General features: G+C 34.5%; 25 protein-coding genes and 1 other RNA gene. 5 read left to right on the forward strand and 21 right to left on the reverse strand.

All coding sequences use genetic code 11. From position 1 onward, the window contains the following. Window positions 1-10: 10 nt before the first annotated feature. Window positions 11-805: a family 1 encapsulin nanocompartment shell protein gene (locus JOD07_RS07710; RefSeq protein ID WP_158740348.1), complete on the forward strand. Its 795-nt coding sequence runs from the start codon at window positions 11-13 to the stop codon at window positions 803-805. 135 nt (window positions 806-940) lie between these two features. Beyond that, window positions 941-1,897 carry a D-2-hydroxyacid dehydrogenase gene (locus JOD07_RS07715; RefSeq protein WP_158740347.1) on the forward strand — a complete coding sequence of 319 codons (957 nt, stop codon included), beginning with the start codon at window positions 941-943 and terminating at the stop codon, window positions 1,895-1,897. A gap of 98 nt (window positions 1,898-1,995) precedes the next feature. Here JOD07_RS07715 and JOD07_RS07720 read toward each other — a convergent pair whose 3' ends face one another. Continuing rightward, on the reverse strand, window positions 1,996-3,186 hold the full coding sequence (locus JOD07_RS07720; protein ID WP_158740346.1) for a pyridoxal phosphate-dependent aminotransferase: 1,191 nt from the start codon (window positions 3,184-3,186) through the stop codon (window positions 1,996-1,998). Between the two features lie 230 nt (window positions 3,187-3,416). Here JOD07_RS07720 and JOD07_RS07725 point away from each other — a divergent pair, with 230 nt between their 5' ends. Further along, window positions 3,417-3,614, forward strand: coding sequence for a YjfB family protein (locus JOD07_RS07725; protein WP_158740345.1), 198 nt, complete (start codon window positions 3,417-3,419; stop codon window positions 3,612-3,614). A 32-nt stretch (window positions 3,615-3,646) separates the two neighbouring features. Here the strand turns inward: JOD07_RS07725 and JOD07_RS07730 are convergent, their stop codons facing one another. The 8 genes from JOD07_RS07730 to JOD07_RS07765 all read right to left on the reverse strand — a co-directional run bounded on the left by JOD07_RS07730 (window position 3,647) and on the right by JOD07_RS07765 (window position 11,634). Further along, entirely contained in the window at window positions 3,647-4,318 is a 672-nt protein-coding gene (locus tag JOD07_RS07730; protein WP_204613253.1) for a DUF6873 family GME fold protein, read from the reverse strand. Next, entirely contained in the window at window positions 4,293-5,351 is a 1,059-nt protein-coding gene (locus JOD07_RS07735) for an elongator complex protein 3 (RefSeq protein ID WP_204613261.1), read from the reverse strand. The genes JOD07_RS07730 and JOD07_RS07735 overlap by 26 nt, the downstream gene beginning before the upstream one ends. Before the next feature lie 160 nt (window positions 5,352-5,511). Further along, window positions 5,512-6,015 (reverse strand): VanZ family protein, encoded by a 504-nt coding sequence (locus JOD07_RS07740; RefSeq protein ID WP_204613262.1) that lies wholly within the window; start codon window positions 6,013-6,015, stop codon window positions 5,512-5,514. 13 nt (window positions 6,016-6,028) lie between these two features. After that, window positions 6,029-6,676, reverse strand: a complete 648-nt coding sequence (locus JOD07_RS07745) for an acetyltransferase (RefSeq protein ID WP_204613263.1) — start codon at window positions 6,674-6,676, stop codon at window positions 6,029-6,031. Beyond that, a complete protein-coding gene (locus JOD07_RS07750) occupies window positions 6,673-7,272 on the reverse strand; it encodes a sugar transferase (RefSeq protein ID WP_158740340.1) in 600 nt (199 codons plus the stop codon). Before JOD07_RS07750 ends, JOD07_RS07745 begins: the two co-directional genes overlap by 4 nt. A gap of 35 nt (window positions 7,273-7,307) precedes the next feature. Further along, the gene (locus JOD07_RS07755) at window positions 7,308-8,414 is read right to left on the reverse strand and encodes a DegT/DnrJ/EryC1/StrS family aminotransferase (protein WP_158740339.1); all 1,107 of its coding nucleotides are present in this window, start codon (window positions 8,412-8,414) and stop codon (window positions 7,308-7,310) included. A 40-nt stretch (window positions 8,415-8,454) separates the two neighbouring features. Then, window positions 8,455-8,982, reverse strand: a complete 528-nt coding sequence (locus JOD07_RS07760) for a winged helix-turn-helix transcriptional regulator (protein ID WP_158740338.1) — start codon at window positions 8,980-8,982, stop codon at window positions 8,455-8,457. A 156-nt stretch (window positions 8,983-9,138) separates the two neighbouring features. Next, complete coding sequence (locus JOD07_RS07765) at window positions 9,139-11,634, reverse strand: SpoIID/LytB domain-containing protein (protein WP_204613264.1); 2,496 nt, start codon at window positions 11,632-11,634, stop codon at window positions 9,139-9,141. Window positions 11,635-11,839: 205 nt separating this feature from the next. Here JOD07_RS07765 and JOD07_RS07770 point away from each other — a divergent pair, with 205 nt between their 5' ends. Both JOD07_RS07770 and JOD07_RS07775 read left to right on the forward strand, forming a co-directional pair. Further along, the gene (locus tag JOD07_RS07770) at window positions 11,840-13,438 is read left to right on the forward strand and encodes a FapA family protein (protein WP_158740336.1); all 1,599 of its coding nucleotides are present in this window, start codon (window positions 11,840-11,842) and stop codon (window positions 13,436-13,438) included. 39 nt (window positions 13,439-13,477) lie between these two features. Then, entirely contained in the window at window positions 13,478-15,409 is a 1,932-nt protein-coding gene (locus tag JOD07_RS07775) for a GAF domain-containing protein (RefSeq protein WP_204613265.1), read from the forward strand. Window positions 15,410-15,529: 120 nt separating this feature from the next. On the opposite strand, the gene ssrS is transcribed toward JOD07_RS07775, so the two are convergent. The 12 genes from ssrS to JOD07_RS07835 form a co-directional block, all read right to left on the reverse strand. Further along, window positions 15,530-15,723, reverse strand: a non-coding RNA gene (gene ssrS, locus JOD07_RS07780) — 6S RNA. Window positions 15,724-15,811: 88 nt separating this feature from the next. Beyond that, window positions 15,812-16,900, reverse strand: coding sequence for an HD-GYP domain-containing protein (locus tag JOD07_RS07785; protein ID WP_158740334.1), 1,089 nt, complete (start codon window positions 16,898-16,900; stop codon window positions 15,812-15,814). Window positions 16,901-16,923: 23 nt separating this feature from the next. Next, the gene (lspA, locus tag JOD07_RS07790) at window positions 16,924-17,379 is read right to left on the reverse strand and encodes a signal peptidase II (RefSeq protein ID WP_158740333.1); all 456 of its coding nucleotides are present in this window, start codon (window positions 17,377-17,379) and stop codon (window positions 16,924-16,926) included. A 5-nt stretch (window positions 17,380-17,384) separates the two neighbouring features. After that, a complete protein-coding gene (locus JOD07_RS07795) occupies window positions 17,385-17,993 on the reverse strand; it encodes a V-type ATP synthase subunit D (protein WP_158740332.1) in 609 nt (202 codons plus the stop codon). 48 nt (window positions 17,994-18,041) lie between these two features. Beyond that, window positions 18,042-19,415, reverse strand: coding sequence for a V-type ATP synthase subunit B (locus tag JOD07_RS07800; protein ID WP_158740331.1), 1,374 nt, complete (start codon window positions 19,413-19,415; stop codon window positions 18,042-18,044). Between the two features lie 58 nt (window positions 19,416-19,473). Then, window positions 19,474-21,249, reverse strand: coding sequence for a V-type ATP synthase subunit A (locus JOD07_RS07805; protein WP_158740330.1), 1,776 nt, complete (start codon window positions 21,247-21,249; stop codon window positions 19,474-19,476). Continuing rightward, window positions 21,246-21,884, reverse strand: a complete 639-nt coding sequence (locus JOD07_RS07810) for a V-type ATP synthase subunit E family protein (RefSeq protein ID WP_158740329.1) — start codon at window positions 21,882-21,884, stop codon at window positions 21,246-21,248. Before JOD07_RS07810 ends, JOD07_RS07805 begins: the two co-directional genes overlap by 4 nt. 10 nt (window positions 21,885-21,894) lie before the next feature. Beyond that, window positions 21,895-22,203: a V-type ATP synthase subunit F gene (locus tag JOD07_RS07815; protein WP_158740328.1), complete on the reverse strand. Its 309-nt coding sequence runs from the start codon at window positions 22,201-22,203 to the stop codon at window positions 21,895-21,897. 1 nt (window position 22,204) lies between these two features. Beyond that, complete coding sequence (locus JOD07_RS07820; RefSeq protein ID WP_158740327.1) at window positions 22,205-22,639, reverse strand: ATP synthase subunit C; 435 nt, start codon at window positions 22,637-22,639, stop codon at window positions 22,205-22,207. A gap of 17 nt (window positions 22,640-22,656) precedes the next feature. Next, a complete protein-coding gene (locus JOD07_RS07825; protein WP_158740326.1) occupies window positions 22,657-24,663 on the reverse strand; it encodes a V-type ATP synthase subunit I in 2,007 nt (668 codons plus the stop codon). A gap of 21 nt (window positions 24,664-24,684) precedes the next feature. Continuing rightward, window positions 24,685-25,725, reverse strand: coding sequence for a V-type ATPase subunit (locus tag JOD07_RS07830; RefSeq protein WP_158740325.1), 1,041 nt, complete (start codon window positions 25,723-25,725; stop codon window positions 24,685-24,687). 13 nt (window positions 25,726-25,738) lie between these two features. Next, window positions 25,739-26,053 carry a hypothetical protein gene (locus tag JOD07_RS07835; protein WP_158740324.1) on the reverse strand — a complete coding sequence of 105 codons (315 nt, stop codon included), beginning with the start codon at window positions 26,051-26,053 and terminating at the stop codon, window positions 25,739-25,741. Window positions 26,054-26,119 lie beyond the last annotated feature (66 nt).

Below are 26,119 nucleotides of genomic sequence, written 5' to 3' on the forward strand. Positions count from 1 at the left end.
GGTTGTCCCTATGGATATTCTAAAGAGAAGTTTAGCTCCCCTGACGGACGAAGCTTGGAAAGAAATAGAAACAAGAGCTCAAGAAGTCTTTGAATCCTATCTGTCTGCCAGAAAATTCATCCATGTAGAAGGCCCTTTAGGCTGGAATTACACCGTTCTTGCTGAAGGACGTTTAACCAATATAGAAGGAAAAGATGGAGAAGTTTATACAGGAATCTATGAAGCTAAACCTCTCATCGAAACAAGAATTAATTTTGAACTGAGCAGATGGGAAATGGATAATCTCATCCGGGGAGCAAAAGACATCGATTTGTCTCCTCTTGAAGAAGCAGCCAGAAAATCTGCACTATTCGAAGAAAATGTATTATACAACGGTCATGCTTCGGCCAATATTCAGGGTTTGCAAAATGCCTCGTCTCATAAACCTCTTCCTTTTGGAAACAATGGTTCGGAAATTATGGATGCCATTACCGAAGGAATGTTGCTTTTAAAACGTTCTTTTACCAAAAAACCTTATACCCTGGTCGTTGGGAAAGAAGCTTTAAAGAGAATTCAAAGAGAAATACAAGGGGATTCCTTAAATAAACGCATCACTGAATTACTGGGAGGCGACATTGTATATAGTGAAGTCGCGGATGGAGCCCTTTTAGTACCTTATGACCATGAAGATTTAGAAATGACCATAGGAAGGGATTTTTCCATCGGTTACGAAACCGCTGATGAAAAAAGAGTTCAGCTCTTTATAACCGAATCTTTTACTTTCAGAATTCTGGATCCCGACCTCATTGTTAAATTTACAATTTAACTATATATCTCTGTATAAAAGTCCTACATAAACCTTTAGCTTATGTAGGACTTTCTTGATATTGACCAAAAAATGTTATAATATGAATCTATAATATTTTATGATCCAATTAAACCATTTGCACGGGAGGCACTTATGAGTAAAATATGTATTTTAGATTCTAAAACGCTGGGAAACGATATTGATTTATCCCTGTTTAAAGAGTTTGGAACCCTCACTGTATATGACACAACTGCACCTCATGAAGTTGTAGACAGAATTGCAGACCAGGATATTATTATAACAAATAAAGTACGACTTCATTCAGAAAATCTGCCTGCTGCCAAAAATCTTAAATTAATCTGCATTACTGCTACTGGTACAAATAATGTAGATTTAAATTATACCAGAGAACATGGTATTGCCGTTACCAATGTTGCCGGATATTCTACAAACACCGTTGCTCAACATACCTTTGCAATGGCCTTTTACCTTATGGAACATTTACCTTATTACGATCAGTATGTAAAATCCGGAGACTACTGCAAAAGTGATATTTTCACCCATCTGGACAAACCTTTTCATGAACTAGAAGGAAAAACCTGGGGTATTATCGGCTTAGGTGCTATTGGTCAAAAAGTAGCCCAATTAGCCGATGCTTTTGGCTGTAATGTAATCTATTACTCTACATCAGGCAAAAATACTAACCCAAATTACAAACAGGTAGACTTGGATACCTTACTGAGTAACTCAGATATTGTTTCTATCCATGCGCCTTTAAATGAAAACACTAAAAATCTGATTACTTATGAAAAATTGTCCAAAATGAAAGCAAGCGCCATTTTATTAAATCTAGGCCGTGGCAGTATCGTAAATGAAGAAGACCTTGCCAGGGCATTAGATGCTCAACTTATTGCTGGTGCTGCCCTGGATGTGCTGGAACATGAACCTATGGAAGAGAATAACCCTCTCCTAAAAATTCAAAATAAAGACAGACTACTCATTACGCCCCATATTGCCTGGGCAAGTATAGAAGCAAGACGTCGACTCGTTCATGAAGTTGCAGAGAATATTCGCGCCTTCTTAAACGGCATAAATAGAAACCGAGTGTAAAAAACCTGCCTGACCGGGAAAATCGGTCAGGCAGGTTTTTCTTTAATTCCTGGAATATTGATCTTTATTAATGGATCACTACACGATCAAACCATTTATTATTTCATATTATACAATTTCGCCAGCTTACTAAAAGCAGGTAAGGAATTTTTGATTTTCTCATAAGAAATGCAATAAGACAATCGAATATGCCCAGGGCAGCCAAAAGTTGAACCAGGGACTAATAGTAAATTGAATTGCTTTGCATCTTCACAGAACTTCTTATCATCCTCAATAGGCGTTCTGGGAAACAAATAGAAAGCTCCTTCCGGTTTAATACACTTAAAGCCGATCTCAATTAAATGATTATACAGTAAGTCTCTGTTACGTTTGTATATATTTACATCTACTTCAGCATCAAGGCAGTCAGCAATGACTCTTTGGAACAGAGATGGGGCATTGACAAAGCCTAAAATTCTGTTGGCAACATTGAGTGCAGCCATTATATCTTCAAAATCATCCATCTTAGGATTCGCCACAATATACCCTATTCTCTCTCCCGGAAGAGACAGAGATTTACTATAAGAATAACCAATAAATGCATTTTTATAGTATTTTAAAATATACGGCACTTCTACGCCATCGTATACGATTTCTCTGTAAGGCTCATCTGAGATCAGATATATACTGATTCCTAACTCTTCTTCTTTTTCTGATAAAGTTTTTGCCAGTTCTTTAATCGCTTTCTCTGAGTATACAACACCTGTTGGATTATTAGGAGAATTGATGATTACTGCTTTTGTCTTGCTGGTTATTTTTTTCTTTAATTCTTCTATGTTTGGTTCAAAGGTATCAATATCCGGTGGAACAGTAACAAGCTTTCCGTCAAAATTATTAACATAGTTGTTATATTCCCCAAAGAAAGGTGCAAAAACGATGACTTCTTCTCCAGGATTTAAAAGAACTTTTAAAAGAATATTCAGTCCCCCTGCTGCACCACAGGTCATAACAATGCTCTCATAGGACAAATCTAAACCATGTTTTTTGTTAATAAACTCAGCAATCTTACTTCTCACATCTTCGTATCCGGAATTGTTCATATAACCGTGTACTAAATTTGGAGATTCTTCATTTAATATTTTCAGGATGGATGCTTTAATGTGCTCCGGTGGTTCTACATTAGGATTGCCCAAGCTAAAGTCAAATACATTTTCTTCTCCATGAATCTTTGCTAATCGCTTTCCTTCTTCAAACATTGCCCGAATAACAGAGCTGTTTGCTACTAAAGTTTTCATTTTATTGGATATCATTTTACGCTCTCCTTTATATTTCATTTATTTGAATAGGATAATGTTATAATTTCAAAAATATTTGAATTATATTTTACTACTTTAACGTGAGAAAATCAATTAAATATATTATGATTCTATAATCTTAGAATTTTTCTTATAGATAACCTATCATAAAATGTCGATATTCATTATAGAATGCTTTCCTTTGGATTTACTGCATTCATAACTCATTATAAAGGAGGCAGCTTATGGATATCGCAGCATTATCCTCTAACATGGCAATGCAGCAATTAGGATTAAAGGTTTCAGTGGCGGTTATGAATCTCGCAAAAGATCAAATAACGGCACAATCTCAGCAAATGGTTCAAATGCTCCAAACCAGTGCACCAGTAATGGAGCAGTCTGTTAATCCCCATATCGGCGGAAACATCGACATTAAGCTTTAATACAGAATAAGAGCTGAACCTCAAAACACGGTTCAGCTCTTATTTGCTTGAGAAAAAGTTAAAATAGAACCCACATCCATCAAAGGACGATCGGGAACATATGCAATATGCAATCCTTTAGCATAAATAAAACTTTTTATTTTTTCATAATCAGGATGTTTTGAAATGTCCCCGATAAAGTAGATGGTATCCTTTACTCTTCCTGCAGTACCACCAATAAAACCATATAATTGGCCGGGTAATGAAACAAAACCCGGTCGAATCAAACATACATCTATACCGTGGGGAACAACTGCTTTAGCAATCCCTGCATCCGATGTAATAAGACTTGAATCATCGATGGGAAGGGCTGAACATCGGGTATAACCTTGCCTGACATGAATTAAAATTTTCTTCTTTTTTTTCATATCTTCCAAAATAGCTGATGCGGTATAATTCAAATTATGAATAAAATATTTGCCCAACATTACTCCGTTAAAACTGACAGTATAAGGATATCGATGCCCCAGCTGATTTTCCAAAACTTCTATGGGCAAAGAAGAACTAATATGATCTTTTATACATTGGTACTGCTCAGCTGATATATATATTTTTTCATCTCCACAAAAAAGGAAGATATCAGGATGATGATTAATGCTTTCATAGACAGTGCCCAAAGAGTGAATTTCTATTACTTCATCATTCTGACGAAGAATGCTTTTCAAATGATCGTAAGTATTTGGGGATAGGAATATCATTTAGCTTTCTTCCCTCGCTTTCCAACAGTAGAGAACATCTTTCCCCGTTTGCTCGTTTAAATTGAATGGGTAACCCTTGTTTTTTTATATCATTCAGATATTTTCTCTTATGCCCGATCAAACTTTGATATATTCTCTGATTAGCATAAACAACGAGCGGTTTTTCTCCATTATCCTCATATACCTTTAAAATAAATTCATGCAGCATCTTTTCTTCTACCAATTGTCTAAATGCTGGATGATAAGGTCCTGCCACAATTCCTTTTCCGAGATCCACTTCTTCCGAAGCCTGAAGCCCTACACGAAGTACGGTAATTCCCGCTTCATAAAACAAAGGGAGAATTTGGCTTGTCCATTCTATTCCCTCATCTAAACTTAAGGGTTCATAAGTTCCCTGATGATACATGTTTTCCAGTTCTGTATCTTTCATAATGATTGTAGGGTAAATCCTGGTGGTATGAGGCTTTAAAGCTATAATTTTTTTAGCGGTTTGCAAGCTCTTTATCAGCGTATCTTTTGGCAAACCAATCATCATTTGAAGACCCAATTCTATGGAAGTATTCTTTATATAATGGACAGCTTTATATACATCTTCCGCTGTGTGATTTCTCTGACTGGCCTCCAATACTTCCGGATCAAGGGACTGAACGCCCAGTTCTATTGCTTTTACTGGATAATAGGATAAAAGCTTCAGAATGTGTTCATCAATATAATCCGGCCGAGTAGATAGCCTTATGCCATCCAGTTGGTATTTCCTTATATATTCTGTGGCCAATTTCAAATACTGCTTTTGAATTTCAGGATGAATTCCTGTAAAACTTCCTCCGAAAAATGCTATTTCAACAGTCTTATCTCCCTTAAAACCTTCTAAATAGCTTTCGATATGGTGTCGTATTTGCCTTTCATCAAATACATCTTTTACACCGGTTATTCTTTTTTGATTACAAAATACGCAGTCATTAGGACACCCTTGATGGGATACAAATATGGGAATAATCATTTTCTTTTCATATCTACCTCTGCATTTTAAAGTATGATAGGATTACAGAAAACAAATCACTCTGTACGAGTGAAATTATGAAAGGTTCTTTAGCAACTCAAGCATTTTATTTTATAGCAAAACGTAGGGTTGCTGTACCCTACGTTATATTTTATACTTCTTAACTTATCTCTACATTTAAATTGTAAATTCTGTTGATGAACTTATTTATAGATGGCACCTTTTCTATCAGAAGAAAAATAATAACCATAATCAGACATCCAATGAGAGCTCCCTTTCCATCTCTGATCACATCTTGGATCTGAGAGCCTCTGCCCGGAACAAATAATTGATGGATTTCATCAGTAATACCATAGATGACTGTTGCAATCCAGGACCATATTCCTGTCTTAATTGCCTTACCGACATATCCATAAAAAGAAGCATAGAATAGCATGCATAAACCTCCAAAAATAATGACATGAGCCATCTTTCGAATCCACATTTGCAAACTCATTGCCTCTATATTATCTGTATCCATTGCTTCTTCCTGAGAAATAATTTTAGTTTTATCCAACAGCCACGCAGAGTCTTTGCGAGACAAATCTCCAGGTCGTGACGACAAAAGAAATATAACTGCCATCCACAAAATTGTTAATATCCAAATGATTTTTCTAAGTCTCATAGGTAAACCTCTCTTATGATGAAATCTTTCTGGCAGGCACACCTACAGCAGTCACTCCACTTTCAACAGAATGAATTACCACAGCCCCTGCACCAATTACAGAATCCTTTTGTATGGTTAAACCTTGTTTAATAAAAGCTTTACTTCCTATTTCTACCTGTTCTTCTATGATAACATTTCCGGAGACATTTACATTCCAATAAAGGGTAGAATAATCGCCTATTGATGTATCATGGCCTATTCCACATTGAGGATTGATATGAACATAATTCCCAATAGTAATATTGGTTGTAAGAACACAATAAGGACTGATTAAAACCCCTTCTCCTATTTGAACCTCCGGAGAAATATATGCCATAGGATGAATAATATTGATTGGCTCAATATGGTATTCTTCCATCTTAAGTGCTAAACGTCTTTTAACACTGGGTTTGGCAACAGCACAAAATCCGTATAACTTTTCATCGGGTTCTGATAAAGAACTCAAATCATCAAAGTCTCCCAGAACAGGTACCCCAAAATATTCTATGCCTTTTTTTTCAGGATCACTGTCAACAAATCCTATGAGTTGATAAGTAGGATGGATCTGATTGATATCCTTTATATAACGTGCTACCTCTTTTCCCAGTCCTCCGGCACCGACAATTACCAGCTTTTTCACATCATTTCATCTCTTTCCCCGTAAACTCCTTCTGCCGTTAATACCACTTTAACGGTTTTAATCATAATCTTCAAATCTAACCATAAAGAATAGTTATTAACATATTCTATATCATACTCTATTCTCTTTGACCAGGGCAGGGAATTTCTACCGTTAACCTGGGCAAGTCCCGTGACTCCAGGCCGCATTTTAAGCCGCCCCATTTGGTACTCATTATACTTGTCCACTTGGTATCTTAAGGTAGGTCTTGGTCCTATAATACTCATATCCCCTTTTAAAATATTAATTAATTGGGGAAGCTCATCCAGACTGGTCTTTCTTAAAAATCTTCCTATTTTAGTGATTCTGGGATCATTTTCTTCTGTATAAATACCGCTTCCTATATGCTCTGCATTTTGCACCATAGTTCTGAATTTGTAAATCTTAAAATCTTTCCCATCTTTCCCTACACGGTCTTGTATAAAGAAAATTGGCCCCTTTGAGGTTAGTTTAATACCTAAAGCAATAATTAAGAATACGGGACTTACTGCAATGAGTAAAATAAAAGCAATTAGTTTATCCAGTCCATGTTTGATCATTATTTGGATTTCTCTCATAAGTACACCTCAAATTTCATATCTAGTATCCATTCTTATTTAAAGCTCTTTATGGTATCTACAACGTAGTCAATTTCTTCCCTTGTCAAATTAGTATAAAAGGGAATTGCAATACACTCATTGCCTGCTTTTTCCGTTACAGGAAAGTCTCCTGGTTTATACCCGAATTCTTCTTTATAGAAAGGTTGAAGATGAATAGGTGTAAAATAGGGTTTTGAGCTTATTCCATTTTCCTTTAAATAATCTATTAAATCATTCCTGATTTCTTCAGGAACACGGATAACGTATACAAACCAACTCATTCGGCTTACATCAGGATCAATGAAAGGTGCCCTAACCCATGGAATCTCTTTTAATCTTTCTGTATAGTAGCTGGCTGCTGTATTTCTTTTTTCTATGATTTCGTCAATTCTTTCCATTTGGGCAATGCCTAAAGCAGCATGTAGTTCGCTTAGACGATAATTGAATCCTAATCGTTCATGATAGAGCCATAGGCCTGTAATCGCTCTTCCCTGGCTTCTCATGCTCCTGCATAATTCGGCTACTTTATCATTATTGGTGACAATCATGCCTCCTTCTGCAGTTGTGATTTGCTTATTGGGATAAAATGCAAAAGCAGCAGCATCCGCACTGCTTCCGGCTTTAGTGTTTTGATAAATACTTCCAAGGGCTTCACAGGAATCTTCTATCACATAAAGATTGTGTTTATTGGCAATTTCTTTTACCCTACTTATATTCAAAGGTTGGCCAAAAACATCAACCACCAAAATGGCTTTCGTTTGATCAGTAATTTTTTCTTCTATCTGATCTATATCAATATTGAGGGTTTTTTCATCAATATCAACAAATACAGGCACTGCTTTTTCAAATAAAGCACAGTTAGCCGAAGCCACAAAACTAAAAGGGGTAGTGATGACTTCGTCCCCTTCTTTTATTCCTAATGATTTAATAATAAGATGAAGTGCACTGGTTCCGCTGTTCACCGCAACAGCATGCTTGACACCCACATAACCAGCGATCATTGACTCAAATTCTTCTATTTTCGGTCCAATGCTTAAAATTCCTGAACGGAGCACTTGATTCACATATTCAATTTCTTTATCTGTAATATCAGGTTTTGCTAGAGCTATTTGTCTTTTCAATTTTATCACTCTCAATAATTATCTTTTTTTAATCAAACTATCATAAATTACACAAAATATTAATATAAGGGATCTGATTTTCTTTTAGAATGACTTCACTTTCCTCATTCCAAATGAGTACAATAAAATCCTTTGTTTCCTTAATATAATCTATATTATTGATTAACTCATAGTGCATATCCAGGTTTCCTACAACATCACTCATAGTAATCCGAAGAACATTATATACTTCATCTTGATTTCCGTAAAGATATATGGTCTTTATTCCTTTATTCTTCTGCTTTTCCAAAATGACTTTGGATACTGCCTGTATACGGGTAATGGTTTCATAGGTTCTGACTATGTAGTGATAGGTTTTCGCTGTTTTTTCCTTTAAGCCTTCAGGCGTCAGTATGTACTTTAAAGTTCTGGCATTTAACTTTTCAATCTTTATAAGCCCTGTCTTGATCATCTTCTTTAACAGCAAGTTAACAGCACCCAAAGAAAGACCAGTTTTTTCTGCAATTTCTCTCTGGGTAATATGCTCATTTTCCTGAATATGAGTTAGTATTTCTAGTTCTTTTTCCATTTATAACGCTCCTTGTTCATCATTTGAACGGTTTTATTGTACTGCATTTTTAAAGCCCTTGTCAATGTAAATGTATACATAAATAAACACTACAATAAATAGCTATAATGAATCAGGGCGGACAATGCCCGCCCATATAAATAATCCATATGACATTTAATAAATTTTTGTAATTTCCGTTCCAGGATAATAATGCTGAAGAATCTGTTTATAGTTATATCCCTTATCCACCATCCCTTTTACACCATTCTGACTCATCCCTGCTCCATGGCCATTTCCTCCTCCATAGAAAGTATATCCTATGAGCTTTCCGTCTTTGCTATTGGGTTCGATTACGAAAAAAGCACTGGGCATAATACTGTAATCTTTCACTGTACTTCCATTGGATAAGTTGATAATAATGGGGTCTTTCCCTTCAATATACTGCTTTGGCTGCAGAAGAAAACGAATATTGTATTCCGTCAAAACTTTTATGGTTGCCTTAGACCCCACTAATACCATTTCCATAATATTGCCTCCCTGTCCCCTCTTTACAATGTCAATCTTCTTTAGGTTCCCGATATTTTCTACAGGACGGCTTCTAAAAATATTATTTTCATCCAATACTTTAATAAGCTTTGGATTGGCTTCATAACGCTGCTTTAAATGGGCATTTATTGAAGCACTAAGTTCTTCCAGGCTCATCGTAACATTCCACCTGAACCAGCCAAATTCCTTATCATAACCATCTATATTGCTTGCTTTAAAAAATCTTTTAGCATTCTCTTCTTTCGTGAGATCTCCGAAACTTTCGCCTTCAAATTGCTTTTTGGATATCATATAAGGTGGTGTATAACTGGGAAAAGATTTATCGTTATAATCTGCCCATACTTCCCCTGAATTGGCGGTATATCCGGAAGATGTTGAGAAAAAGTTGGCACTGATCACACTTCCATTATATTTGATCCCTTCATTTTGTGTGGCCTTAACTGCCTGTATGGAAATGTCGGTTTCAGGCGTGTTATTATATACCTGGCACTGAACAGAATCGTCTACATTGCCTCCATAGGAATGAAACCGATTGGAATAAAACTGGACATAAGCATAACTTCTCGCCGTCACCGCTTGTACTTTTGCTGCCTCCAATCCATGAGACGTTGGCATTTCACTGGGAATTACAGCATACAGATATTCTTCAACAGGTAATTCGTTTACAATGCTGTAACCCTGATCTAGTTTAACAATGTCTAAAGTGCCTCGGTATTTAGGATGTTGGCCGTTTCTCTGGATGGACAAGATCTTTAATTTTCCATTGCCTGATTGAGTCCTTATATTTACTCTGGGCGTTTTGTCCGATAATTTTTCTGCTACCTGCTTAATATTGAAACTTTCCCCGCTTTTGTAAATCTGCTCTTCATCGCCTATTTTAACGATAAAACTCTCATCACTTGTAACGCTCACTTCTTGATGAACTAGTCCTGTAAACCCTGTTTTATGAAGGGCTACTCTGATTTTATTAGGAACCGGTTTTTTCTCGATGATTGCGGCACATATTTTATTATTCTTTAAGATAAATCGTCCAAGATCTTCTCCTATAGTCAAATTACTCAAACTGCACCACTGGGGCTTTTCTCCTGCAATGCTGTATAATTTATAATCATTGGAGAGCTCTATGTTTCCTATCCCCTCTAATTCTATTTTTTTTGAATCTACTAAAAGGATTCTTCCCATAACAGTTTCTTCACAGGTTTGTAGATCAAGCAATGTTCCCCCTTGAACCTGTATATCTCCAATCTTTCCTTTTTCCCCACTGTAATCTTTAAAAGTTTTATAGGTTCGATGTACCCCTCCAACAAAAATAGTGATTTCGTCTTTTGATGTATCTGCGATATATGTATTCGTAATTACAGGATTTTCATCTTCAACCCGTAAAAATGCAAAAACTTCATTGTCTTTTATCAACACTCTTATTTGCTTGTCGATATAGGCATCCATAGGAAGTCCTGCAAATCCGTATATGCCTTTATCCGTGCCCATTTCCCATGCATCCAGCTCTGTACTGTTAGCAGGGGTGGCCACCAATACAAATTCTCTTTCTCTGATTCCATATGCCTCTTCTAAACTTTTTTCTCCGCTTAATTTGCTTAAAAGGCGCATATAAATATTTACCCAGTCATTGTAAGTGATATAACTTTTTTGTAATTCCTTGCTTAAATTCATCTTGACCTTAAACTTGCCTTTTGAAATTCTTTCCAGCAAGGTTTGAGCATTGGCATAGGTTAATGGTTCTAATGGATTAAACATCTTTCCGCTGCCATTCATGAATCCTTGAACTGTTACTGCATTAACATATATATCATACCAATCGCTCGGGGTTACATCTTCATATTGTATTTCCCTGTCCATGGTCTTAATATCTGCATAATCATTATAGGTTAAAGCGATCATTTTAGCTGCTAACGCTCTTGAAACAGGAATACTGGTATCTACTTTATAAAGGTCTGTTTCAGTCTTATCCGATGCTGTTTCATGGTTTTTTTGATCTAGTAAATTAGTCCCATCTGTTGCCTTTGGAATTTCTTCTTGAACGGCCATAGTATTCAAACAGCCGGATAAAAATATCACCATGGCTGTAAGAGTTACAAAAACTTTAATTTTTTCTGACGTATTCATAGATTTTTATCTCTCCTCTAATGCTTTTTTGGTGCTTTTTATACTAATATATGTACATACTCCCATAAATATCTTTCATAATTATATTTGCAATATTCTTACATTATGCATTTAAAATATCCACAATTCACACTTTTCGATATTTATTTATTATTCATTTTAGAGTATAATAAAGGAAAATAACATATCGCTGAGGGTGATACTAATGATTTATGAAATTTTATATTCTAATTCATATATTCAACTGATCCGAAAAGACGATGGCTTCTATATTGAATCCTTTAGGCAGGGTTACACATTGGACGAATTCAATCAGGTATTGATGGATTTTCCTCAAGTGAAAATTACCAATTTTTTAGCCTTAAAAAAGGCCATTACGAATGCACCGCAATATTTAATTAAATTTGGAGATGTACGGGATCGGGTAGAAGTTGAAATCAGCAGCGACCATTTAAAAGGATACATTACCCTTTATGTAAAAGAATCTGAATTGGTAGGGGCAGGACTGAAGCAAATCATATCAGAAATTTCTGAAGCCTTACAGAAAAAAGGGATCGTATATGGTATCAAGCAAGATGTTTTAATAATGGATTTAAAACCGAAAGTAAAAATACTCATTGCTGAGGGCAAGCTTCCTGTTAATGGCGAAAATTCTAAAATAAGGATGTATGAAATCAAAGAACCCAAGCCAGAAATTACAGAAGATGGTACAGTAAATCATTATGAACTAAACTTAATCAATAAAGTAAACAAAGGGGACTGGCTTGGAGAACGAATTGATGCAACTCCTGGAGAGCCTGGAAAATCTATTCTGGGAGAAATCATTCCTGCAAAACCAGGTAAGCAATTTCCTCTGTTATACGATAAACAGTCTGTTGAAGAAGTATATGATCCCGAAAAAGGTATTACAACTTTAATAGCCAAAAAAACAGGAGCTGTATTTTATCGTCAGGATGTCATATACGTATATGATTGTCTCGAAATTGAAGGAAATGTATCCTTTGATACAGGCAATATTAATTTTGATGGTTTTGTAAACATCAGAGGTTCTATTGATGACAATTTTTCAGTAGAAGCCAAAAATGATATTCAAGTATTGGGTGCAATGGGCGTTGGAAGCGTAGATAAAATTTACAGCAGAGACGGCTGTATCTATATCCGTGGTGGAATTGCCGGAAAAAATAAAGCTCGTCTTTATTGTAAACAAGATTTATATACCAAATTTGCTTCTGAATGTACTATTGAATGCGAAGAAACAGTACATATTGGATTTTATGCTATCAATTGTAATATTAAGGCAAAACAAGTTATTTTTGAATCAGCTCACAGTCGAATCATAGGTGGAAATATAGACGCAGAAATTAAAGTAATTGCCCATGAAGTAGGAAATCTCGCCGAAACTCCAACCAATATTACTGTACAGGGATTTAACAGAAAAGAATTAAAGGAAAAATTTGATGCAATCAATAAGTCTATTGAAGAAATCAACGAGCAACTGGTTGAATTTAAGCATAAAATTGCTGTTTATGCCGGAAGTGAAAAGTTAACTGAACAGCAGGAATTTGATTACAGAAAAATAACAAGACAGTTCCAAGAAGTTAAAGAAACACTTAGGCAGCTTCAAAGCGACCGAAAAAAATATCTTTCTTATCTTCGTACTAAAGGAGATGGAGAAATTTCTATAAGTGGCCGCATCCACGGAAATACAACTCTTACGATCAAAAAAATCAGTAAAAGAATTATGAACGACATAAGAGGACCGGTTACCTATTACCTCATGGATAACGAATTGATTTGCGAATAATTCACCGAGGGAATATTGTATCTTAGGGAGGAAATAGAAATGAATTATGAAGATGTTTTATCAAGGATTGATGAGCAAAAGAAAAGTAACAATATTACGAGCCAATTGTACCGTTATACAGGATTACTTCAAGCTATAGAATTCTTTTCTCAGAGATTTAGTGCCAGCCAAATCCTAGAATATACCTATGATTTTGTAACTGAACTTCTGATTGTAGATCAAATTGCAGTATTTTCAAAGCAAGAAGATCGATATGTATTAATTAAGTCCAAAGGATATAAGTTCAGTACTTATATTCTGCCTTTTGATGAAAGCTTTGATATGATTGCCAAATTCCATGGACATATAATGAATACAGAAGATATGGAGCGCTTCCTTCCCTCTGATCTTCTTAAAGTATTTCCATCCAATCTCTGTATTCCACTCATTATAGAAGACCAGTTATATGGTTTTATATTAGTAAACCGAATGAATAAAAAAGCGCTGTTTAACGAAGACGATTATATCATTGCAGAAGCATTAATGCAGCTCTCTAATACATCACTGTCCAATTATAAAAGTTATCAGGATCTTCATAATGCAAAAGCAGAGCTAGATGAAAAAATCTTTAATCTCTTTGCAATCAATCATTCTTCAAAAGTGCTTCTTAGTGAACTTAACTTATCTAATCTTTATACTCTTTCAATTGACGTCTTTTCTGAGTTGACCCAAAGTTCTGTTACGGCTTTTTTCCTGTATGATGAAATTTCAGAGTCATTCAAACTTAGAGCAATGAAAGATGCTTTTCACCCTTCTAAAATGCTCAATATTTCATTATACTTAACCCCAAATGCTGAAATTAAACCTTCCAAAACTATATTGGACATGCAGAATCCAGAGGACATAGATTATTTCAACAGCCTTTATCATAATGGATATGAAACAGTTCAAGCCCTTGACCCTCTATATATAGTTATGGTGACAAAGAATACAGAATTATTGGCCTTTGTAACACTAGGAAAAAATTTGGCAGACAGACCTTATCACAAAGGGATTTTTGAATTAATCGAAAGTTTATCTTCTTCCAGTTATATTGCCTTATCCAATGCCAAATACTTTAAACAAGCAAATGAGCAAAAGCAATTATTGCAGAAAAAATTCGACCGCCTTATGTCACTTAACAGCCTTATGAAAAACATTAATAGTGCCAAAACCATTGAAGAATTATCTCAACTGACACTCAATACTTTAGAGATTTCTTTTGGTATGAAGACAGGATTATTTGCATTATATAATCCAAAAAAGAATGCTTTTGAAGTTTTAAACTCCATTAATATAGACAACTGTCCTTCCGAATTTTCTCTTTCAGAAGATTTAAGCTGCCTCCTCGAAGGTGAGAATTTTATACTCAACAGTAAAGATGAAATCCCTCTCTATCTTCCTGCTGAACTGTCTAATACCTTGAGTGACGCATCTGGTTCCCTATTTGTACCCATTGTCATTGAAAATGTTGAAAATGAATTACTTGGCGTTATAGGCGTATTTGATTTTGCTGAAAGCATTATTGCAGAATCTGAAAATGTTCTTACTGTAAATAGCATTGCTAATCATATCGCTCCAGTGTTATACCACTTACATCAATTAAAAGAGCAAGTAGAACTGTTATGCCCGAATTATGAGAATATATTCATTAAATCTTTAGAAAAATACATCGAAGAAGCTGAAGAATTGTTTATGAATTTAGAGGTTATTCATATCCATTATCCTAAATTTTCCTTTACTCCAATTCGATTATCCGATAAAGCTTTGGAAAAGTTTAGTAAAGTGTATACCCTCACCAACAGCGATCTGTTTATCATAGATTTTGATTCATATACGGAAGAAGACTTAAAAAATATTATTTCTACTGAATCTGAAGCAGAGATAACGATATACAAATATAAGAAAGATTTCACATCAGTGAATGAGTTTATGAAATGCTTTGCAAAATAATGACCTAGTTCACAAGGGGACCCTCTCCTTGCTGAACCAGGTCATTTGATTTTTAAATAAAACAAGCCTTACAAAAACACAAAAAACACACCTGTACAACGCAGGTGTGTTTACTTCATCTCAAAACCCAAAATGTCGTTTCCCTGCATTTTGACGCCCTAGCTCAAGCTAGGTGGGTGTTCTCATTAGAATTTCTGCCTTCCTCCGCCCAAAAGGGAATTAACTTGAGGCCCGACATCCATTCTAGAATATTGAACTCCCTATCAATATCTGTAGGTTCAAAATAGCAGGTTCGTCGATCATTCCAGGAAATGAGATCGCTTAATTTATGATAATTATATCATATCCATATGAAAAATCAAGTGCCTATAATATCCATTTTAATTTTAAACTATAAAATAATTAAATAATTTCTTCAATAAACAAATCCTTTTCTTCACTCATATCGATTAAAGTATTATCTACCCGAACAATGGGACGAGAAAGGTGATGGGAATTAATAAAAACAATTTCTCCTTCTTCTCCGGTAGATAGTCTCACCCAACAATTCAAATAATTATAAGCAATGTTTTTCAAAAATTCCAGCAGAAATCTTGTATCCAACTTACCATAAGACTCTTGCTCAAAAGATTCGATAACTCTGAAAGGGCAAAACTTTTCTCTGTAAGATCGATTTGAAGTCATTGCATCGTAAATATCTGCTATTGACACAATTTTGGCATACTCATTAATTTGCTCGCCTTTTGCGCCTAAAGGATAACCCGATCCGTCAAATTTTTCATGATGCATCAGTACTGCCATTTTTATATTCTTGTCGATATTTTGCTTCTCTACCATTCTGAAGCCATAAACTGTATGTTTTTTTATTTCTTCAAACTCTTCAGGGGTTAATTTCCCAGGCTTATTCAATATTGCAGGATCAATTTTCGTTTTTCCGATATCATGTATTAACCCAGCTACAGTAATATTCTTAAGATCTTCTCCACTTAACCCAACCCATTGACCAAATATATTGCATAAAAGAGAAACATTAATAGAATGAGTATAAGTATAGTCATCGACCATTCTCAAGTTATGAAGAAAAGCAAACAGATCTCTTTTAGATTCCATTGTTGCCATCATATCTTCACTTATTGAAAACAATTCAGATATATTAATACTTTTACCTTCTCCTATGTCAACAATATGATTATGCAATTGGTTTACACCGTGATTATAAGATTTTTCAAAAGCTTTAAAGGTTTTTAACTTTCTAATACTCTGGCTTTTAAGAACTTCATGTTCATTTTTCCTTGCATACTCAATAGAAAATTCTTCAACAATGTGGACATAATCTATTCCATACATATGAAGCTTAGCAATATTCTTATCATTTAATACTGTTCCACTGGTTAATAGCCTTAACCCTACAGAATTAAAAACATCTTCTCCTAAAATCATACCAGGCTTTAAATCACTAACAGATACAATTTGAACTAGCTTTTCAGACATATTAATCCCCCAATTATTATAGTTTAATCAATAGGAGTTTTTTTAAAAAGGAGTAAAAACTGCAACAGTATTGCTCCAAAAATGATGAATAAATCTGCTATATTAAATATAGGACATTTTTTAAAATTGAAGTAAAAAAAATCGACCACATACCCCTTTTTAATTCTATCAATTAAATTACCTGCTCCTCCTCCTGCTATGAATGCAATAGCAATTTTAGTTAAAGTAAAGCCTTTATTCTTGATGATTTTTAATAAATATATTATAGCAAATAAAATAGTGGGAGCTGTAACTATTTTTATAAATCCAGAATGATTTTCAAATAAATTCAACGCAGCTCCTTTATTTTTATGAAGTGTTAATCTCATTATATTATTTAATATCGGCCTGGATTCTCCAGATTTTAGATTTTTTTCTGCGAGCTTTTTTGTCCATTGGTCAAGGATTATTATACTTATAAAAATAATTAGAAAAATCATGGAATTTATCCTTTCTTTAATCGCTTTAATCTGAAAAAGTCTTCTCTTTCTTTTTCCTCCAATACTTCCTGGATATATTTTACCTGTTCTTTATACTTAGGAATTTGAATACTCTCTAAAGCATTGGCTCTTTTGCTGGTTTTCTTTATTTCTTTTGCTAATCTGTAAATTGAATTTTCAATCTCTGTAAGCTCATAGATTAAATATTTAACTTCATTAAACCTGATCACAGCAAAATCAAGGGCAGAATTCGTGCGATAAAAACCATAAGAAGGCTCTACATCCTTTTTTACATATTTAATTGAAGGAATTTCTACTCCCATTACACTTTTAAGTAGAATCTCAAACTCTTCATCTTTTGGAATAGACAGAGCAATTTCTTCAACATTTTGAATTCCCAGTGTGATGTTTACTACTTGAAGCGCCTTATAAGCTTCTTCAAAAATAGTATTGATTTTCCCTTGGATTTCTTGCGCTTTATCCATCAGTTCCATCATTTCACGAATGAGAACATTTCTTTTCTTATCTAATAACTCAAATCCTTTCTGTGAAAGCTCTAGAGCACTTTTTGCTTTTATTAAATTGGATTTGGTCGGTGCGACGAGTACTGCCATCAAAATCACCCTTTTATAAATGTTTTCGGGCGAACAGTGTTCGCCCCTTTAATTTATATAAAATTTTTCTATTAACTTCGGATTAAGTCTGTCAAGTTCTTCCTTCGGAAGAATAGAGATTAATTTCCATCCGAGATTAAGTGTATCTTCTATAGAACGGTTTTCATCCATGCTTTGACTTAAGAATTCCTCTTCAAATCTTTGCCCAAACTCCAGATACTTTTTATCTATCTCTGACAAATCGTCTTCTCCGATAATTTGTGCCAACGCTCTGATATCCTGAACTTTTGAATAGGATGAGAATATTTGGTTTGCTAAATCTCCATGATCTTCTCTTGTATAGTCCTCACCAATTCCATCCTTCATAAGTCTGGACAAAGAAGGCAATACAGAAATAGGTGGATAAATATTACTTTGATACAGTTCTCTGCTTAATACAATTTGTCCTTCTGTAATATACCCCGTCAAGTCTGGAATGGGATGGGTAATATCATCATTCGGCATAGTCAGTATAGGAAGAAGTGTGATGGACCCTTCCGTTTCTTTTAACATGCCAGCCCTTTCATATATTGTAGCCAGGTCACTGTACAAATATCCAGGATACCCTTTTCTGCTGGGTACTTCCTCCCTTGCAGCTGAAAGTTCACGCAATGCCTCACAATAACTTGTCATGTCTGTCAAAATGACAAGAATATGCATACCACATTCAAAAGCCAAATATTCTGCTGCCGTTAAAGCACATCTGGGAGTAGAAATTCTCTCAATGATCGGATCATCTGCTAAGTTGAGATACATTACTACCCGCTCTAATACTCCTGATTCTTTAAAACTTCTGATGAAATAATCCGCATCATCATGACGAACCCCCATAGCACCAAATACAATAGCAAAATTTCCATCTTCCGCTCCTCTGATTTTTGCCTGCTTTACAATTTGAACAGCCAATTCATTATGGGGTAGTCCATTCCCGGAAAAAATAGGAAGTTTCTGCCCCCTGATCAGGGTCATTAAGGCATCTATTGCAGATATTCCTGTATTGATATAATCTCTCGGGTATTGTCTTGAAACTGGATTGATCGGCCTTCCATTTATATTGTAACGTTTATCAGAATAAATCGGAAAATCAGAGTCAATCGGATTACCCACTCCATTAAAAGTTCTCCCCAAAATATCCTTTGATAAAGGAATTTCCAATGGAGTTCCTGTAAACCTTACAGAAGTATTTTGGGTGGATAAGCCTGATGTTCCTTCGAAGACCTGAGCTACGATTTTATCATTATCAATTTTTACAACCTTACCTTTTCTATGGGTCTTACCATCTACTGTAATATCTATTATTTCTCCATAGGCAACATCTTCAACTTTTGAAAGTATAATCAGAGGACCTTCTATTTTATTCAAGCTAAGAAATTCTTTCCTCACATTATCCTCCTTTCCGCCAACTTCCGGCAAAGGTTTTCAATTCATCGTTAATATACATTTAGTCTTTATATTTGCTTTCTAATTGCTCATAATACTGATCAATTTTTTCTATAACATCATCAATTAAATCTATTTGATCATTGGGTACACTATATTTTATTTTAATGACTTCATCAAACAGTCTTTCTTTTCTTATTTGCGAAATTGGTATGCCTGACTTAACACATTTGTATGCGCGATCATATAAATGATTTATTGTCTTTATCATTTTGTACTGTTTTGCCAGTTCAACATATGTATCCTCCGGATGCAAAGCATTTTGCTGAAGAAAGCCTTTCTTAAGTACTTTTGCAATCTCAAGGATCAGTCTTTGATCGTCAGGAAGTACATCTTCACCTACCAGTTGTACAATTTCCATAAGCTTATTTTCTTCTTGTAAAATTTTTAACATTTTTGCTCTAAGTTCTATAATATCTTCACCGACATTCTCACGGTACCATTCCTCTAACATCTTTATGTAACCACTGTAACTGGTTAAATAGTTTATGGCCGGATAATGTCTTGCATATGCCAGCTTTTTATCCAGAGCCAAAAATGCGTTAACAAATCGCTTTGTATTTTCTGTTACCGGCTCAGAAAAATCTCCCCCTGGAGGAGATACAGCCCCTATAATCGTTACGGAAGCTTCTTCGCCATTAAACGTTTCAACCATCCCAGCCCGTTCATAGAATTCTGCTAGCCTTGAAGGAAGGTATGCTGGATATCCTTCTTCTGCTGGCATTTCTTCCAATCTTCCAGCTATTTCTCTTAAAGCTTCAGCCCATCTGGAAGTTGAATCTGCCATAATAGCAACATCATACCCCATATCTCTATAGTATTCAGCCATGGTAATTCCTGTATAAATACTGGCTTCTCTGGCTGCCACAGGCATATTGGAAGTATTGGCTATGAGAATTGTTCTTTCCATAATGGGTTTTCCAGTCCTTGGGTCAATGAGCTCTGGAAATTCCTCCAAAACAGCAGTCATTTCATTGCCCCGTTCGCCACATCCTATATACACAATGATATCAGCATCGGACCATTTGGCAAGCTGATGCTGAGTAACTGTCTTTCCTGTTCCAAATCCTCCGGGTACGGCAGCCGTACCTCCTTTTGCAATAGGAAAAAATATATCCAACACCCTTTGACCTGTCCTTAAAAGTTGTTTAATTGGTATTCTTCTGGCTGAAGGTCTTGGAGTTCTTACCGGCCACTCCTGAACCATTGTTAATTCATGGATTTTTCCATCATCATCTTCTAAAACGATTAAGCATTCCCGAATGGAATACGATCCATTTTCCTTCGCGGAAATCACTTTTCCACTTATGTTCGGAGGCACCATAATTTTATGGGTGATTACAAGGGTTTCTGGTACTTCTGCAAATACCTGACCTTGCTTTAAATAATCACCTTCTTTTACTAACATTTTTACATCCCATTTTTTCTCTTCGTCAATCGATAGAAGTCCTATACCTTCTGGAATAAAATTAGGAGAAATACTTTCTATAGTCTTTAAAGGCCTCTGAATTCCATCGAACATGTTTCCAATAAGTCCTGGCCCTAGTTTTACTGAAAGTGGCATTCCTGTGGAATTTATTTTCTCTCCGGCTTTTAGGCCTTCTGTTTCTTCATAAACCTGAATAGTCGCCTCATCTTTTTCTAAAGATATGATTTCTCCAATTAAACGTTTTTCTCCGATTGTAACCATTTCTCTTACTTTAAAAAAAGACATATTTTTAGCTTTTACTACAGGTCCATTGACAAGGGTTACAATTCCTTCTCTATCTGTTGTCAACCTATATCACCAACTTTTTCTAATTCTTCATACATTCTTTCCATAATAAAAGCTTTTTTATCCTCTAACAAAGAGGAAATAGAAGCATCATAGCGAATGGTTCCTTCCAAATTGGATACGATTATACCTCCGATCATCCCTTTGCTTCCTTCGAGATAGGAGATATTTTCTAAAGGAATGCCTCTGGCCATAGCTGCCTGTTGTATATAGTCCTGAAAAATTTTACGATCACGTTCCAATATTTCGATACGTAATCCTTTAATATCAGTCAATTCATTTAAAATAGCTTCAAAATTTTTTTTAAAAAACAAAACGTAAGCATCAGTACGAATAAACTCTTTTGCCTTATTTTTTTGCTCTTCAATTAAAAGCTCAAGCAGCTCTTCTTTTTTGGACAGTAATTTTTGCTTTGCTTCCATCTTAACTTTACTAAGCATTTCACTTTTCTTCTGTTCAATTTTTCTATCCATGTTTGAAGTGATCTGCTTAGATTTTTCAATGAGCTCTTTTCTGTATTCTTCAATCAATCTTGCATTTTTTTCTTCGATTTCTTTTATCTTTTTTTCGGATTCATTTAGTATGTCCTGATATACCAGTTTAGAAAATAAACTTAATTTCTCTTCTATGGTAACCATTTCGCTCACCTCATATGCCTATCCCAATGGATTCTTTAATATAACTCATAATTCTGTTATCGTTGTTTCTAAATCCATGGCGGTCGGGTATTTCGATCACAAGAGGATAATTGGGTTTCATTTTTAATTCCATGAGCTTTTCTTTTGCAATTTCCATGATTAATTCAGTAACAATAAGTATACCTATTTCTTTATCTTGCAACACTTTATCGATTTCTTTCAATATTTCATCTTTCTCATGAACAACAACCCCGCTGATTCCTGCAAGGCGCATGCCAACCCAAGTATCATGATTATCACTTATTACAAATGATTTCATATTATAACCTTCCTAAAATCATAATAGATATGATCAAACCATAAATTGCAATACCTTCTGCCAATCCAACAAAAATAAGAGTTTTCCCAAGAATTTTGGGATCTTCAGAAACAGCACCTAAAGCAGAAGAACCAACAGCACCTACTGCATAACCTGCTCCTATAGTAGCCATACCGGTACTTAGGGCAGCAGCAATGAATCCAAGACCAGACCCTGAATTAGCTCCCGATGCAGCAGCAGTTTCGGCAGCCATTATAATGTCCGGAACGAGCATTGTAATCGCCCCCAATAATACAGCAGCAAAAGATCCTGCACTAATACCAATAGATTTTTTCAATTGACTTTTTGATGTTTCCTTCTTCTTAAAATAGTCTATGCATCCTAAAATAACCGTAATTCCTGCAATAATACCTGCAATAATTAATAATAAATTCATGTTATCCCTCCTAAAAATTAATCGATAAATTGAATAGGTTTAAATTCAACACCTTCACCTTTGAAATATTTGCCAAATAATTCGTAATATTGAAGACGTAAGCCTTGAATAAATACAATTAACCCTTCCAGTCCTATAATAATGATATTGCCAATGATCATTATTATAATTCCGGCTACCCCTCCATTAGCCATTTCAGCCATTGTTTTAAATGCTAAAAACAATCCAACATGATTCAGAGCAAAAGCCCCCACTCTGATAAAAGAAATTGTATTACTTGCAAGGCTTAAAATAGTCTCTACAATATCAAATCCACTTTCTACATAGTAGCTTGAAACTTCTTCATGATAAAGTGGCAGTTTATTTTGAAGTTTATTGGCCAATGGTTCTCTGATGACCATAAGAATCATAGATATAACTATTAATGTAATCAATATCCCTCTTGGGATAATAATTGGAGCAAAGGCAATATCATAAACTATTAAAAGTAAGGCAATATAAAATACAAGACCAGCTAAACCGTTTCTTCCAAACAATCCATCCTGTATATTACCTTCTTTTAAGCAATTGATCATGCTGTATCCATATCCAAATAGAAGTAAAATCACTCCAAGAACAACTGCAGAAATAAGTATCAGATTCATATTTTCCATAGGATTTATAATAAGTTTTGTCATAATGCTTTCAGAGCCAAATACACTACGGACTATATGCGGAATCCATTCTTCATTTCCAAAGATACTTCCGTAGAAAAAGCCAAATATCGCAGAACTCATTCCAAGTTTCATAGCGATAGGACCAAAGAAAGAATCTTTTTGCTTCTTCGACAGAATGTATCCAGCAAGTACAAAAATCAGTCCTTGCCCCACATCTCCAAACATCGCTCCAAATGTAAGTAAATAAGTAATGGTTAAAAACACTGTAGGATCCAACTCCGTATAACTTGGTGTTCCATACATTTTAACCAAATTCTCAAAGGGTTGAAACCATTTGTGATTTTTTAATTTGGTAGGGGGCATAATGCTTTTCCCTATTTCATTAATATCTTTAAACACTATCATGAACTTATTACTTACAGTCGATATTTGAGTTGTAATCTTCTCTTTTTGGCTTTCCGGAACCCAACCGGATAAAATAAACACACTATTGCCTCTTTCTATGTTTTCTTTAATATTACTTATTTTTTGCGTCATTTTAACTCTGGTAATTGCTTGGCAAATGAAATCCTGGTAAGTATCTTTCATTTCCCTTATTTTTTGATAGAGCTCATTAAGCTTATTTTGTTCCTGTCTTAAAATCTTTTCTATCTGTTCATTCATTTCTATAGGAGTTCCCCTTAACTCCTCTGGAATTTTAACCTCTTCAAAATTAACAGATTTTAAAATCCTTTCTGTTTCCATTTCGAATTTTTGAGGATAAATGATTAAAAAAACTTCTAGTCCGTCGCCTGTCCCAATAGCTTTGGCAATTGCCGTAATGTTTTCATAATTTTTAGCTATTTCCAATTTATCTTCATGGGATATCTTTCCTATTTTATAATTAAAAAAATGGAGTTTTCCCAATCCACTGAAGTCAATATTTTTATCTAAAATATATTTTATGCTTTCCCTGAAAGCCTGATATTTCTTTATAGTTTCCTTTGTTTTCAGGATTTCTTCATAAATTGGGCTAACTTTATGATACATCTCGTCGATACTGTTTTTGCAGGAACCGTATTCAAAGGAACTTTCAAGAAAAGCCTGATCCACTTTAGGCTTAATATCCAAAGCCTTTGATATATATTCAATCCTGCTTAATACTTCGGAATAATTTTCATCATTGGGACCTCTCGTGTTGACCTCTCCATTTTCTCTCATTTCATTTAAACTTTCTTCCAAAACATGGAGAGCAAAATGACTTTCATAAAGTTCACTCAAATCAGTTTGTAAATGTACATTTCCCATTAAAATAATCTGCTCCAGTATTTTATCTTCATCTTCCAGAGCACCGACTAAATTCATCATGACCATTTTTTCTACAGCCATAGTACTGCCCCCGTTTCATTCTTATCCCTTTCTAATCAAATATCGTTTTGAAAGCTCTTTATCTAAATTATATCTGATACATTCAATAATGGATATTATATCCTTTGCTTCATATTTCAAGAAGTAAATATATGAAATGCACTCCATTATATTCATGGAATTTTGCTTTCGTCTCATCCCGTAGAGATTGAATAAATATCTTTCGATTCTTCTTTCAATAAAAACATCCTGATCGTTTGGAAAAATAAACTTATATTGTGTTTGCTTTATTTTTTCTATAAACGCTTCTATATTTTTAGAATAAACCAATTCTTTTAACTTTAAATAATTTAATTTATATCCATTAGAAATACAATAAATAAGTATTTCCTCAGGAGAAATACTATAGTTCTTCATCGCCCTATAAATCCACTGGATATTAATTAAATCTATATTTGTTCCGATACTTTCTTTCACCAGCTGCTGATCTTCCTTTGATAATTTATTTGCTTTTTCAATTAAAATTCCATAAAACATCGTTTCTAATTTCATTTCAATATGAAATACTCTTTTGGTAATATCCTCATCGGTAATGGTTTTTAAGGGATGATAGTAAATAGTATGTTTTAAATTCTCCAGAAACTGTTCAACATTTTTTGATTGAAGCAACTGATCATAATCCAGGTGACTGTATTTTTCTGAATGAACAAGACTGTCTTTTATTTTTGTAATATCTTCGTTTCTGCTGATCATTCTAAGAATCAGTTTTAAATCTTCTATTTCATATTCTATTAAAAGACTTAAAAAAAACTGCCTATAATCTCCTTGGAAATAAGATAGGATCGCTTCTATCTGATGAACAATATTTTTGATCAGTTCTATTTCCAGATCTCCTCTATGAACATCTGATGGATCAAAATTTCTTAACACCTCTTTATAGCCTGGATGCTCTTTGAGATATCTTGTAATCTCACCAACAGAATTTTTAGAAAGTAAAATACGAAAATCCTCGTCAGTCAAGAATTTTCGTTTTTTTACTCTAAGTTTTGTATTAACTGCGGCAAAGCCAGTAACATTCCCCATTTATAAACATCTCCTAAGAAAGCTCAAAAATTTCTTTAAACAAGGACTCTGATAATTTTTCATGAATAACATTAAATTGGGCTTCTAATTTTTTGATTTCCTGATCTCCTTGTTCTTTAATTTCATTGATTACTTTAGTAAATTTAGCCATCTCTTCCTCATATTTTTTTTCTGCTTCTTCTTTAGCTTTTTGCATAATTTCTTTTTCCATATCAGCATAAACTTCTTTAAGCTTTCTTTCATTCTCTTTTATTCTCTTTTCAGTGGCTAGCTTCTGTTCAAATGCTCTATTATCAATCTCAATGATTTTCTTGATCATATCTTCCATAGGGTCATCTCCCATAATTCATTACATATTTTCAATATATTCTTTACAATTTTGTGCATTATTCTA

This window comes from Defluviitalea raffinosedens, assembly GCF_016908775.1.
GTDB classification, from domain to species: Bacteria; Bacillota; Clostridia; order Lachnospirales; family Defluviitaleaceae; genus Defluviitalea; species Defluviitalea raffinosedens.